Source organism: Frateuria sp. sgz306004 (assembly GCF_057750885.1).
In genome coordinates this window covers 168,473-181,196 of record NZ_JBYLFE010000003.1, presented here as the reverse complement: position 1 = coordinate 181,196, position 12,724 = coordinate 168,473, and the positions used below count along the sequence as shown (strand labels likewise).

Sequence of the window (12,724 nt, the reverse complement as noted above, 5' to 3'; positions counted from 1 at the left end):
TGTAGCGGCATCCGCCGCTACAATCGGGCATCCGCGCCAGGTACCCGCCATGGAAGCCCACGAGATTCGCTATGCCCTGGCAGTCTATCGCCACCTGAACTTCACGCGCGCCGCCGCGCAATGCTTCGTGACCACGCCGGCCCTGTCGCGCGGTCTGCGCAAGCTGGAAGACGAGCTGGGCGCGCCGCTGTTCGCGCGCGATACACATGGCGTGCAAGTCACCTCGTTCGGCACCCTCATGCGCCCGCACCTGGAGCAGATCGCCAACGGCATGGCGGCGGCACGCGCCGCCGGAAAGCAGTTTCTGCATGCCGATGCGGCCCCGGTGCGCATCGGTGTGATGTGCACCATCGGCCCTGCGCGATTCCTCGGTTTTCTTGGCGAGTTCCGCCTGCGCCATCCGCAAAGCCAGATCCAGCTGGCCGACGAAGGCGTGGACGACCTCACCGCGCAGCTGCTCAATGGTTCGCTGGACCTTGCCGTGATGGCCTTTCCCGAGCAGACGGATGCGCGCTTCACCACGCAACTGCTGTATCGGGAGCCGTTTCGCATCGCAGTGCCAGTGGGGCACCCGTTCAACGAGCGTGAGAGCATTCCGCTCGCCGAGGCGTCGAAGGAACCGCATCTCTTTCGCGAAAGCTGCGAGTACCAGGGCTACTGGCTCAACGAAGTGCGTCAGCTCGGCATGGAGCTGCCCATTGCTTTTCGCAGCGAACGCGAGGACTGGATCCAGACCATGGTCGCTGGTGGCTTCGGCATTTCCTTCGTGCCCGAATACTCACCCTTGATGCCCGGCATTCAATTGCGCCCTTTCAGCGATCACGCAATCGAGCGGGAAGTAAGCCTGGTTTACGCGGCAGACAAACCGCTCAACGCCGCTGCCGCCGAGTTCGCGTCGTTCGCCGCCGACTGGAACTGGAACTGACGGCGCCCCGATGGGGCGCCGTCATCGAGCCGTATTGGCGATTCGTGGTTACTTTGCGGGATACAGGGCGGCGTGCAGCTTGGCGTTCGCCTGATCCACGGCCGCCTTCGCCGCCGGCGTATCCGCCAGCGCATCGAGCATCACGAAATCGTGGATGGTGCCCAGGTAACGCGTCGCCGTGACGTCGACACCTGCATCCATCAGCTTGTGGGCATAGGCCTCGCCTTCATCGCGCAGCACGTCGTTTTCATCAGTAATCACCAGGGCCGGCGGCAATCCCTTCAGCTGCTCCAGCGATGCATTCAGCGGCGTGACCAAGGGGTTCTTGCGCTCGGCCTCGTTGGGCACGTACGCATTCCAGAACCACTTCATCGCCGGCAGCGTCAGCCACGGGCCATGGGCGAATTGACGATACGAGCCGTTGTCGAAGTTGGCGTCGGTCACAGGGTAGAACAGCACCTGGTAGACGAACTTGGGGCCGCCGCGCTGCTTGCTCATCAGCGTCACCGCCGCCGTCATGTTGCCGCCAACGCTGTCGCCGGCAATGGCCACGTTGCTGCCGTCGATGCCATGTTCCTTGCCGTGCGCAACGATCCACTCGGCGGCGGCATATGCCTGTTCGTCCTGCACAGGAAATTTGGCTTCCGGTGCGCGCGAATAGTTCACGAAGACCACGGCAGCGCGCGAACCGGTCGCCAGTTGGCGTACCAAACGGTCATGGGTGTTTTCGCTGCCCAGCACCCAGCCGGCACCGTGGATGTACAGCACCGCCGGCAACTCGCCGGTGACACCACGGGGGCGAATGATGGTGATCGACACCTGCCCAGCCTTGGCATCGCTGAAGGTGAGCTCCTGCTTGTCCACTGGCAATTTCGCCACGTCGCCCGACTGTGCATCCTCCAGCACCTGGCGAGCCTGGGGCACCGGCAGCTTATAGATCGGCTGGCCACCCTTGGCGGCAAGCGCATTCACAAAGGCCTGGGTCGAGGGTTCCAGTTGCCCCGCGCTGGCCTGTGCGGCAAAGGCGATGGCGGCAACGGCAATAACGGTCTTGAGCGTGTTCATGGCGAATTCCTTGGAATGAGTGGGCACCCAAAGCGACTCTTGCTCCGGGATTGGTGCGCACTCTAGGAACCCACGCTCACCTACGGAATTTCCGATTTCTCAACAGCTGTTAGCTTATGCGCAACAGCGGAAAAACGCTTTTAAACAGCAGGTTAAAAAGAAAAGCCGCGGCTGGCCGCGGCTTTTCCCAGACTTCAAGCGAGCGACGAGATCAGCCGATCACACGCTTCACCGCATCCACCACGTGCGGCACGGTAAAGCCGAACTGCTCGAACAGCTTGCCGGCCGGGGCGGAGGCACCGAAGGTGGTCATGCCGACCACCTCACCATCCAGGCCCACGTACTTACGCCAGAAATCCGCCGTGGCCGCTTCCACCGCCACGCGCGCGCGGCACCAGCCCGGCAGGATCGCTTCGCGATACTCCACCGGCTGCGCATCGAACAGCTCGGTGCACGGCATGGACACCACGCGCACCGGCACGCCCTGCTGCGCCAGCGTGCGGGCCGCTTCCATCGCCAACTCCACTTCGGAGCCGGTGGCGATCAGGATGGCCTTGAACTTGGTGTCCTGCGGATCGGACAGCACGTAGCCACCACGCGCGATGTCCGCCACCTGCTGTGCGCTGCGCTGCTGGTGCTTGAGGTTCTGACGCGAGAACACCAGGCACGCCGGGTTGCCCTTGCGCTCGACGGCCAGCTTCCAGGACACGGCGGTTTCCACCGCGTCGCACGGGCGCCACACCTGATTGTTCGGGATGTAGCGCAGCGAGGCCAGGTGCTCCACCGGCTGGTGGGTCGGGCCGTCTTCGCCCAGGCCGATCGAGTCGTGGGTGTACACGTGGATGGCGTGCGCCGGAATCAGCGCGCTCATGCGTACCGCATTGCGCGCGTAGTCGGAGAACACCAGGAAGGTGGCGTCGTACGGAATGAAACCGCCGTGCAGCGCCAGGCCATTGGCGATGGCGCTCATGCCGAACTCGCGCACGCCGTAGTACAGGTAGTTGCCGTTGGCCTCGTGGCCGTTGCCGGCGTCCACGCTGCCCTTCCACTTGGTGAGGTTGGAGCCGGCCAGGTCGGCCGAGCCGCCGATCAATTCTGGCAGCAGTGGCGCGAAGGCTTCGATAGCCATCTGCGAGGCCTTGCGGGAGGCCACTTCCGGGCCGTCGGCCTGCATCTTTTCCACGTACGCCTGCGACTTGGCGGCCCAGTCGGCCGGCAGTTCACCCGCGACACGACGGTTGAACTCGGCGGCCAGTTCCGGGAAGGCGGCGGTGTACTTGGCCACTGCGTCGTGCCAGGCGGCCTCGCGCTCGGCGCCGACCTTCTTGTGATCCCAACCGGCATAGATCTCGGCTGGAATCTCGAACGGGGCGCAACGCCAGTCCAGCGCATCGCGCGTGGCGGCGACTTCGGCCTTGCCCAGCGCGGCGCCGTGGCTCTCTTCCTTGCCCTGCTTGTGCGGTGCGCCGAAGCCGATGATGGTGCGGCAGCAGATCAGCGTGGGCTGTTCGGCCTGGCTGGTCGCCTCGGCGATGGCCTTCTTGATGGCCTCCGCATCGTGGCCGTCCACGCCGCGGATCACCTTCCAGCCGTACGACTCAAAGCGCTCCGGCGTGTTGTCGGTGAACCAGCCATGCACCTCGCCGTCGATGGAGATGCCGTTGTCGTCATACAGCGCCACCAGCTTGCCGAGCTTCCAGGTGCCGGCCAGCGAGGCGACTTCGTGCGAGATGCCTTCCATCAGGCAACCATCGCCCAGGAACACATAGGTGTGATGGTCGACCACGGCGTGGCCGGGGCGATTGAAGTGATCGGCCAGCACCTTCTCCGCCAGTGCAAAACCCACCGCATTAGCCAGACCCTGGCCCAGCGGACCCGTGGTGGTTTCCACGCCTGGGGTTTCGCTGGCTTCCGGATGGCCGGCGGTCTTGGAGTGCAACTGGCGGAACTTCTTCAGCTGGTCCATCGGCAGGTCGTAGCCGGTCAGGTGCAGCAGCGCGTACTGCAGCATCGAGCCGTGGCCATTGGACAGCACGAAACGATCGCGGTTGAACCACTTGGGGTTGGTCGGGTTGTGCCTCAGGAAGTCGTTCCACAGCACTTCGGCAATGTCCGCCATGCCCATGGGCATGCCCGGGTGGCCGGAGTTGGCCTGTTCCACGGCGTCCATGGCAAGGGCGCGCACGGCGTTGGCGAGTTCGCGGCGGGTGGTCATCTGGGGAGGTCTCCGGGAAAGGCGGCGATAAAAACCGTTATTGTCGCCGATCCCCTGTCCCCTGTCCCCTGCCGCCTCCCCCATGCTGGCATCCGATAGGACACATGTGAAGGATTAACCAAGCCTTAATAATGGACTAACGAGTATTGAAACTCTTCCCGGGTCTCCCCATCTAACAGTCAGCACCGTCACGAGCAGTGCTCGGGCCGACGATGACCGAACCCCCGGCATCCCGGTCTGACCCAATAAGACGAAGAGGAATACCCCATGAAGAAGTCCATTCTTGCTATTGCCCTTGCCACCGCTGGTGTTATGGCCGTCCCCGCTGCTTTCGCGCAGGACGCCAACCAGACCGCCCAGCAGGGCTGGTACGTCGGTGCCAATGCCGGTTACGGCCATGTGCAGAAGGGTCCCTATGACAACGGCGATTTCGCTGGCGGCGTGAAGGGTGGCTATCGCTTTGCGATCAACCCCGAGACCTCGCTCGGCGCCGAAGTGGGTTATGTCTACCTGGGCCGCCCGGATGCGCGCGGTCTGTACACCCAGAACTACAGCGGCAACAACTCGCAGTCCAAGCTGCAGGGCGCGACCGCCGGCCTCGACCTGCGCTACAACTTCAGTCCCAGCTGGTACGGTGAAGTGCGTGGCGGTGCCTTCTTTGCCAAGGGCCAGGGCCTGACCAACGACAAGTTCAACCCGGAATTCGTCCGCTTCAACAGCACCCAGTACTACGCTGGTGCGGGCGTGGGCTACAACATCACCCCGAAGTGGAGCCTGGGTCTGAACTACGACTACTACCAGGGCACCGACAGCAGCAAGAACATCCACCTGCCGACCGACCTGTACAGCGTCAGCGCGGAATACCGCTTCTGATCGTCTCGGGAACCGGGCAACAAAAAACGGGCGCCGCAAGGCGCCCGTTTTCTTTACAGCTCAAGTGAAAACGCAGCTTACTTAGCGTTCCACTGACCCAGCGCAGCCAGGCCGTTGTCCTTGGCGCGCGCCAGCACGGTCTTCTGGGCGTCGGCGTAGTTCGCCTTCATGTCCTTGGCCCACAGCTTGAGCGCGGCCTGCTGCATGGCGCGACCGTAGGAGAAGCTCAGCGGCCACGGGTGCGGACCCATGCGGTTCATGGCATTGAGGTGCGCGGTGGACTGCTCGTCGGTCTGGCCGCCCGAGAGGAACACGATGCCCGGCAGGGTCGCCGGCACGGTGGTCTTGAGCACGCGCACGGTCGCCTCGGCCACTTCATCGACTTCGGCCTGCTCGTCCGCATCCTTGCCCGGGATGACCATGCTGACCTTCAGGATGGTGCCTTCCAGCATCACGTTCTGCTCGTACAGCGCGTTGAACAGGCTACGCAGCACGGCTTCGTGCACTTCGTAGCTGACTTCGATGCTGTGGTCGCCGTCCATGATCACTTCCGGCTCGACCATCGGCACAAGGCCGGCTTCCTGGCACAGCGCACCATAGCGGGCCAGCGCGTGGCAGTTGGCTTCGATGGCAGTGGAGGACGGGTTGTCTTCGGAGATGTTGATCACCGCGCGCCACTTGGCGAACTGGGCACCCAGCTTGGCGTATTCCTGCAGGCGCTCACGCAGGCCGTCGAGACCTTCGGTGACCACGTCGCCCGGAAAACCAGCCAGCGGCACCGGACCCTTGTCGACCTTGATGCCCGGGATGATGCCGTTCTTCTTCATCACTTGGGTGAACGGCACGCCGTCCTTGGTCGACTGACGAATGGTTTCGTCGTACAGGATCGCGCCGGAGATGTGCTCGTTGAGGCCCGGCGCGGTGAGCAGCAGCTCACGGTAGGCGCGGCGGTTCTCTTCGGTGTTCTCGATGCCAACGGCCTCGAAACGCTTCTTGATGGTGTTGGTCGATTCGTCGATGGCGATGATGCCCTTGCCGGGCGCGACCATCGCGAGTGCGACGCTTTCGAGATCTTCGATGCTCATGACAACTCCGGATACTTAGGCGGTGTGGGCCGCACAAGGTAATGCCGCCCAGGGGGCGGGGTAGACTCAAAGGCGGCGATTATAGGCCATAAGGCCGCGCAGGGTCCGGAGGGGCCCTGAACGGCACTATCTGGGGGCTGGCGCCCCGCGCGAGACGCCGGCCAGCCTCAAGCCTGGTCGTAACCGGGTAGCTTGCAGGCGTTGATGATGGACTGCCTCTGGGCCGCGTCGGCCGGCAGGTTGAACGGTACGATGAAATAGGTGGACACCGGCTCGTGGGTAGCATTCTTCAGGGCCGGACCATAACGGAAATTGCCCACCACGCTCTTGGCCACGGCATCCAGGTCGCTCTGCGGCACCACCTTGCGCACGGTCACACCCTGCGGCACGCCATCCGAACCGATCAAGTAACTGACCGCTACGCAGCCAGGCTTGTCCATGTTACGGCCGCTGTTGGGAACATCGGCATCCACCTTGGTGTTGAGCATGATCCAGTAGGCCTGGATGTGTTCGGGGCCCACCATGCGCGCCTGGGATTGGGCCAGCAGCGGTGCACTGGCGATGGTGGCCAAGGCCAGCCATAGGGCCTGGATACCGCGTCGCGACTTCATGTTCATGAAACTACCTCCTGCGCATGGATGGGGATGTCGGCCGGATTCTAGCCCCAAGGGAGACCCGGCCGACGTCAACTCCACGCTTACAGATCGCGCAGACACTCCACCACACCTTGCGCGCCCACCGACAGTAGCTTGAGCGTATTGGTGCCCCCGCCCTGGCCGATATGATCGCCATGGGTCAGCACCACGCGGTCGCCTTCCGCCAGCGTGCCCTGCTCGAACAACTGGCGCACGGCATCGCGGGCCGAACCGGCCGTGGTTTGCGACATGTGGGTGAACTTCACCGCATGCACGTCACGGAAGACCGACATGCGTCGGCGCGCATCGTCAAATGGCGACAGTGCGTAGATGGGCACCGCACTGCGGTAACGCGACAACCACTGCGCCGTGGCGCCCGATTCGGTGAGCGCCACGATGGCACGCACGCCCAACTGGCTGGCCAGCAACATGGCCGCAAGAGCAATGGCCTGGTCGGTGCGGTCCAGGTGATGGCCAGAGGCGTTGGCGTCTTCCTTGGGCTCGAACTGGCGTTCGGCGCCCAGGCAGATGCGGCGCAGCGCCGCCACAGCCTTGTCCGGATGCGCGCCGGCAGCCGACTCCTCCGACAACATCACGGCGTCGGTGCCATCGATCACGGCGTTGGCTACGTCCATCACTTCCGCGCGAGTCGGAATGGGCGAGCGCACCATCGATTGCAGCATCTGCGTAGCGGTGATCACGGCGCGATTGCGCTGCACCGACTCGCGGATGATCTTCTTCTGCAGGCCCGGCAGCTCGGCATCGCCGATCTCCACGCCCAGGTCGCCGCGCGCCACCATCACCACGTCGGAGGCATCGATGATTTCACCCAACACCGGAATGGCGTCGGCGCGTTCGATCTTGGCCACCAGCGAGGCTTTGCCGCCGGCCTCTTCCAGCAGGCGGCGAGCCTCGTTCATGTCGGCCGCCGAACGAACGAAGGACACCGCCAGGAAGTCTGCGCCAATTTCCGCGGCAAGCTTGATGTCGGCGCGGTCCTTGTCCGAGAGCGCCGACACGGAGAGACCACCACCTTGCCGGTTCAGACCCTTGCGGTCGGATAGGCGACCACCGATCAACACGCGGCACCGCACCTCAGCGCCAACCACGGCCTCGACCGTCAACGCTACCAGGCCGTCATCGAGCAACAGCACGTCGCCAGCCACCACGTCGTTGGGCAAGCCGTAATAGCTCACACCCACGCGGGAGGCGTCGCCCAGCGGTGCGCCGGGGCTGCAGTCCAACACGAAGCTATCGCCCACACGAAGCTCCACGGGACCATTGGCGAAACGCTCTACGCGAATCTTCGGACCTTGCAGGTCAGCGAGTACACCCACCTCACGCCCCAGCTTGACGGCCACATCACGCACGGCGAGGGCGCGTGCACGGTGATCGTCGGGCTGGCCGTGCGATAGGTTCAAGCGAACCACATCCACGCCTTCGGCGATGATTTTCTCGAGCATGCCCGGCACGTCAGTGGCGGGGCCGAGGGTGGCAACAATTTTGGTGCGGCGCAACGGATTCTCGGTAGTCATAGTTCCAAACTAGCAGAACTGAACGATCGCGCCAGAGGGTTTGGAACAGTTTTTTTGCCTCGATCCAGCCTCTGAAACTGGACTGCTTCTGGCCTGGGCACCAGCACAAGCACTGGTATTACGCATAGACACACATATGCGGTTCGGTGACATGCACTGGTCTGTTGTTCGCGCGCTGGTATGGCGATGGACTGGTGTCATCGACCACCAAAATACGATCCACTCCGACACCAGCCACCAGGCGTTAGTGAAACCCTCACCAGGCAGCCACGAACAGGTTCTGAGGGCTTCCTCACGACATGACGCACTGCATCAAATGCGTCACCGAATGGATACGGCCGTCCAAAAGAAAAGGCGACCCACGTCGCCGTGGATCGCCTTTCGTCACGCGCTTGAACGCGAGCGTCAGCGCGCCAGCGTGAGGTTGAGCACCTCAGCCAGGCGACGACCGGCCTCGCGCAGGCGCAGCTCGGCAACCGGCAGCTCATGGTCCACGTAGGCCTGGTCGATCTTGTGACCGTCGGGATAGATGTCGCGCGAGATCTGGCAGGACTCTTCCGCCCACTGCGCATAGGCGTTGTCGAACGGAGCGATGGGCGGCGGCAGAGTCACCGTGCCGCGCGACTCCAGCTCATCGGCATACGCCTTCCATTCCAGGCCGCGCGTCTTGAGCAGCCCCGAATCCCACACGCTGTGTAGGTTGGTGCCCTTGCCGTTGAATTGCACCTGGTAGGCATTGCCGCCCTTGTCATCGCGCGAGCCGCCGTGGAGCGGCTGGTGCTCATCGCCGATGAAATGCACCACGAACTTCAGCGCCTCCAGGCGCGCCGCATCCGGCTGGGACTTGTCGCCCAGCACCTTGACGTAATGATCGATGCCCTCGACCACGCACTGGCCGTCCTTGCAGTCGCGCGGCGGCGTGTAATTGCAGTCGCCCGCGGTGAAGTCCACATAGTGCAGCGCGCGCGTCTGCTTCCACAGTGCATCCTGCGCCGGGTCGTTGCGAATCTCATCCGGCCAGCTGGCAATGTCGGCCAGCGACTTGGTGTGCTCGGGCGCGAGCAGGCGCTCCACTTCGGCCTCGGCCGCCGGGCTCAGGTGACGCTGCGCCAGGTCGGCCACGATGCTGTGACCCAACCCTCCCCACGCATGCACGGCGGGAACCAGGGCGAACCCAAGAAAAACGACGGCGGCACAACGGCGCGATACAGACATGGCGCGGCACTTCTCTATGCAGTCAAACCGGCGAGTCTGCCACAGCTTGGTGACAGCTTGCCGCCAGTGGCACGACTCAGCCGACGTTGGGCACCGTCAGCGACTGGCCATCGCCGTCGCTCACGCGCACATCCACGGCAATGCCATGGCGCACGCTCTGCGTCACGATGCAGAAATCCTCGAACTGGGCCAGCACGCGATCCAAGTGCTGAAGCAGCTCAGCCTTGTCGGCCAGTTGCAGATCCACCCCGATATGAGTGATGCGCCAGCGGCCCGTCTCATTGCGCGTTAGCGTGGCTTTGGCCTTGGCGCCGAGCGGCCCGGGCGTGTTCTTGTACTTGCGCAGAGCGAACAGCAGGCTGGCGCTCAGGCAGTTGGCCACAGCCGCTGCCATCAAGCGTGACGGGTTGGGGCCGGCGTTCTGCCCCAGCGGCGGGGTTTCGTCGGTGGTCAGGTCGGGGATGGCGGTGCCATCGAAGCGCACCTTGAACTCGTAGTCGGCCACCTCTTCCAGGCTGATTTCAACGGTCTGCTCTGCATCGCTCACGGCACGTTCCTTGGCAAGGGCCTTGGGGCCCGAAAACGCCGATTTGAACGCGTCCGCGCCTCCCTGAACAGCCCCATGCGGGTAACGCCTTACGCAAGGTGAGCCGATGGCCCGGTTCAGGCTAAAATGACGGTTTTACGGCGGTCCCACAGCCGCCCCTTTCGTCACCTCATCCAGGAGGACGCTGTCCCATGGCCATCAAGGTCGCCATCAACGGTTACGGTCGCATCGGCCGCAACATTCTTCGTGCACTGTACGAAGCCGGTCGCACCAACGAAATCCAGATCGTTGCGATCAATGACCTCGGCAACGCCGAGACCAACGCCCACCTGACCCAGTACGACACCGCCCACGGTAAATTCCCGGGCACCGTGTCGGTGGAAGGCGGCGACCTGATCGTCAACGGCGACCGCATCAAGGTGTGCGCCGAACGTGACCCGTCGAAGCTGCCGTGGGGCGCCCTGGGCGTGGACGTGGTGCTGGAATGCACCGGCCTCTTCACCTCCAAGGCCAAGGCCAGCGCGCACATTGCCGCCGGCGCCAAGAAGGTGATCATCTCGGCACCGGGCGACAAGGACGTGGACGGCACCTTCGTCTACGGCGTGAACCACGACAAGCTCACCTCCAAGCTGGAAGTGATCTCCAACGCATCGTGCACCACCAACTGCCTGGCGCCGCTGGCCAAGGTGCTGCACGAGAAGATCGGCATCCAGCGTGGCCTGATGACCACCATCCATGCCTACACCAACGACCAGGTGCTGACCGACGTCTATCACTCGGACCTGCGTCGCGCCCGTTCGGCCACGATGAGCCAGATCCCGACCAAGACCGGCGCCGCCGCCGCGGTGGGCCTGGTGCTGCCGGAGCTCAACGGCAAGCTGGACGGTTTCGCCATGCGCGTGCCGACCATCAACGTGTCGGTGGTCGACCTGACCTTCGACGCCGCTCGCCCGACCAGCAAGGAAGAAATCGACGCGGTGATCAACGAAGCTGCCAACGGCGCGCTCAAGGGCATCCTCGCCGTCAACACGCAGCCGCTGGTGTCGATCGACTTCAACCACAACCCGGCCTCGTCCACCTATGACGCCACGCAGACGCGCGTCATGGAAGGCACCCTGGTGAAGGTGCTGTCGTGGTACGACAACGAGTGGGGCTTCTCCAACCGCATGCTGGACATGACCATCGCCCTGATGGCTGCCAAGTAAGCGTTGCGCTTTTGCGCAAGAAAAAAGCCGGGCACATGCCCGGCTTTTTTTGTTGCCGCCGCCATGCCTCTGCGACACACCGTCGCGCCCACGCGGAAAGAGTCCGCCCGCTTGATCCAGATCAGTCCGGCACGACAGCCCCGCCCTCATCGTTCGCGCACTCACCTATCACGATGGAGCGCCCCGATGATCCGCCAGATGTTCGCCCTCGCCCTGCTCGGCTGCTGCGCCATGCCCCTGTGGGCCGCCGACTGCTCCGCCACCATCGAGGGCAACGATGCGATGCAGTACAACCAAAAGAGCATCGAGGTACCCAAGACCTGCAAGCAGTTCAGCGTAACGCTCAAGCACACCGGCAAGCTGCCCAAGGCCTCGATGGGCCACAACTGGGTACTGGGCCACGCCAGCGATGAGGCTGGCATCCTCGCCGATGGCATGAAGGCTGGCCCCGCACAGGATTACATCAAGCCCGACGACACCCGCGTGATCGCACACACCAAGCTGATCGGCGGTGGCGAGTCGGATACGGTGGTGGTGCCCGTCGCCAAGCTCAAGGCCGGCGAAAGCTATGCCTACTTCTGCACCTTCCCTGGGCATGCTTCGTTGATGAAAGGCACGCTAACGCTCGGCAAGTAAGTCGCCCAATCTTGGAGGGGAGAAGACGCGACGCGCTTCAGCGATGAGCGGTGCCATGCCACGGCATCCATAACGCGGGGCGTCGCTAAAACAGGGTAATGCACTGACAGTGCGCAACGCATGAACTCCCGTCGTTCTGGCCATCGCTCGCATCCGCTTGCGAACCGACCTACGCCCCATAAAAAAAGGCCGGAGCGATCCGGCCTTTTTATCGACTAACGAGCAGCGACTCAAGCCAGCGCGGCGAGCGCGGCGTCGTAGTTGGGCTCGTGCGCGATCTCGCCGACCATTTCGCTGTAGACGACCTGGTCGTTGGCATCCAGCACCACCACCGCGCGCGCGGCCAGACCCGCCAGCGGACCGGAGGCGATCGCGACACCGTAGTTCTTCAGGAAGTCATGGCCGCGCAGGGTGGACAGCGTGACCACATTGCTCAGGCCCTCGGCGCCGCAAAAGCGCGCCTGCGCAAACGGCAGGTCGGCGGAAATGCACAGCACCACGGCGTTGTCGAGCTGGCTGGCCTTTTCGTTGAAGCGGCGCACCGACGTAGCGCAGGTCGGCGTATCGACGCTGGGGAAAATGTTGAGCACCTTGCGCTTGCCGGCAAAGTTGCCGAGCGTGACATCGGCCAAATCCTTGCCGACCAGCGACAAGGCGGGCGCGTGCTCGCCCTTGGCGGGGAAATGACCGTCGACCTGGACCGGCTGGCCCTTGAGCGTAACCTGGGACATGGGACACCTCGTTGGATGGGGCCCATTAGTAGAACACGCCACTACCCACGCTGACGA

At 63.7% G+C, this 12,724-nt stretch carries 12 protein-coding genes; 4 read left to right on the top strand and 8 right to left on the bottom strand.

Annotation, left to right across the window (positions count from 1 at the left end):
• Positions 1-49: 49 nt before the first annotated feature.
• Positions 50-925 (top strand): LysR family transcriptional regulator, encoded by an 876-nt coding sequence (locus tag AC3G2C_RS07070; protein WP_488383924.1) that lies wholly within the window; start codon positions 50-52, stop codon positions 923-925.
• Between the two features lie 48 nt (positions 926-973).
• Here AC3G2C_RS07070 and AC3G2C_RS07065 read toward each other — a convergent pair whose 3' ends face one another.
• Both AC3G2C_RS07065 and tkt read right to left on the bottom strand, forming a co-directional pair.
• On the bottom strand, positions 974-1,990 hold the full coding sequence (locus AC3G2C_RS07065; protein ID WP_488383923.1) for an alpha/beta hydrolase: 1,017 nt from the start codon (positions 1,988-1,990) through the stop codon (positions 974-976).
• 211 nt (positions 1,991-2,201) lie between these two features.
• Positions 2,202-4,205 (bottom strand): transketolase, encoded by a 2,004-nt coding sequence (tkt, locus tag AC3G2C_RS07060; protein ID WP_488383922.1) that lies wholly within the window; start codon positions 4,203-4,205, stop codon positions 2,202-2,204.
• A gap of 267 nt (positions 4,206-4,472) precedes the next feature.
• On the opposite strand from tkt, the gene AC3G2C_RS07055 reads away from it, so the two are divergent.
• Entirely contained in the window at positions 4,473-5,078 is a 606-nt protein-coding gene (locus AC3G2C_RS07055) for an outer membrane beta-barrel protein (protein WP_488383921.1), read from the top strand.
• 77 nt (positions 5,079-5,155) lie between these two features.
• Here the strand turns inward: AC3G2C_RS07055 and AC3G2C_RS07050 are convergent, their stop codons facing one another.
• The 5 genes from AC3G2C_RS07050 to AC3G2C_RS07030 form a co-directional block, all read right to left on the bottom strand.
• Positions 5,156-6,163 (bottom strand): class I fructose-bisphosphate aldolase, encoded by a 1,008-nt coding sequence (locus AC3G2C_RS07050; protein WP_488383920.1) that lies wholly within the window; start codon positions 6,161-6,163, stop codon positions 5,156-5,158.
• Between the two features lie 167 nt (positions 6,164-6,330).
• Positions 6,331-6,780, bottom strand: a complete 450-nt coding sequence (locus AC3G2C_RS07045; protein ID WP_488383919.1) for an energy transducer TonB — start codon at positions 6,778-6,780, stop codon at positions 6,331-6,333.
• Between the two features lie 80 nt (positions 6,781-6,860).
• The gene (pyk, locus tag AC3G2C_RS07040; RefSeq protein ID WP_488383918.1) at positions 6,861-8,333 is read right to left on the bottom strand and encodes a pyruvate kinase; all 1,473 of its coding nucleotides are present in this window, start codon (positions 8,331-8,333) and stop codon (positions 6,861-6,863) included.
• Positions 8,334-8,738: 405 nt separating this feature from the next.
• A complete protein-coding gene (locus AC3G2C_RS07035) occupies positions 8,739-9,548 on the bottom strand; it encodes a S1/P1 nuclease (protein WP_488383917.1) in 810 nt (269 codons plus the stop codon).
• 76 nt (positions 9,549-9,624) lie between these two features.
• The gene (locus tag AC3G2C_RS07030; protein ID WP_488383916.1) at positions 9,625-10,095 is read right to left on the bottom strand and encodes an OsmC family protein; all 471 of its coding nucleotides are present in this window, start codon (positions 10,093-10,095) and stop codon (positions 9,625-9,627) included.
• 191 nt (positions 10,096-10,286) lie between these two features.
• Here AC3G2C_RS07030 and gap point away from each other — a divergent pair, with 191 nt between their 5' ends.
• Positions 10,287-11,300 carry a type I glyceraldehyde-3-phosphate dehydrogenase gene (gene gap, locus AC3G2C_RS07025; protein ID WP_488383915.1) on the top strand — a complete coding sequence of 338 codons (1,014 nt, stop codon included), beginning with the start codon at positions 10,287-10,289 and terminating at the stop codon, positions 11,298-11,300.
• A 186-nt stretch (positions 11,301-11,486) separates the two neighbouring features.
• Entirely contained in the window at positions 11,487-11,936 is a 450-nt protein-coding gene (azu, locus tag AC3G2C_RS07020) for an azurin (protein WP_488383914.1), read from the top strand.
• Positions 11,937-12,166: 230 nt separating this feature from the next.
• Here azu and tpx read toward each other — a convergent pair whose 3' ends face one another.
• Entirely contained in the window at positions 12,167-12,667 is a 501-nt protein-coding gene (gene tpx / locus AC3G2C_RS07015) for a thiol peroxidase (RefSeq protein WP_488383913.1), read from the bottom strand.
• Positions 12,668-12,724 lie beyond the last annotated feature (57 nt).

Bases quoted from the DNA above. Each gene is read 5' to 3' on its own strand.
- AC3G2C_RS07065 (WP_488383923.1), bottom strand. From the start codon at position 1,990: ATGAACACGCTCAAGACCGTTATTGCCGTTGCCGCCATCGCCTTTGCC.
- azu (WP_488383914.1), top strand. From the start codon at position 11,487: ATGATCCGCCAGATGTTCGCCCTCGCCCTGCTCGGCTGCTGCGCCATG.
- AC3G2C_RS07035 (WP_488383917.1), bottom strand. From the start codon at position 9,548: ATGTCTGTATCGCGCCGTTGTGCCGCCGTCGTTTTTCTTGGGTTCGCC.
- AC3G2C_RS07070 (WP_488383924.1), top strand. From the start codon at position 50: ATGGAAGCCCACGAGATTCGCTATGCCCTGGCAGTCTATCGCCACCTG.
- AC3G2C_RS07045 (WP_488383919.1), bottom strand. From the start codon at position 6,780: ATGAACATGAAGTCGCGACGCGGTATCCAGGCCCTATGGCTGGCCTTG.
- tkt (WP_488383922.1), bottom strand. From the start codon at position 4,205: ATGACCACCCGCCGCGAACTCGCCAACGCCGTGCGCGCCCTTGCCATG.
- gap (WP_488383915.1), top strand. From the start codon at position 10,287: ATGGCCATCAAGGTCGCCATCAACGGTTACGGTCGCATCGGCCGCAAC.
- pyk (WP_488383918.1), bottom strand. From the start codon at position 8,333: ATGACTACCGAGAATCCGTTGCGCCGCACCAAAATTGTTGCCACCCTC.
- AC3G2C_RS07055 (WP_488383921.1), top strand. From the start codon at position 4,473: ATGAAGAAGTCCATTCTTGCTATTGCCCTTGCCACCGCTGGTGTTATG.
- AC3G2C_RS07050 (WP_488383920.1), bottom strand. From the start codon at position 6,163: ATGAGCATCGAAGATCTCGAAAGCGTCGCACTCGCGATGGTCGCGCCC.
- tpx (WP_488383913.1), bottom strand. From the start codon at position 12,667: ATGTCCCAGGTTACGCTCAAGGGCCAGCCGGTCCAGGTCGACGGTCAT.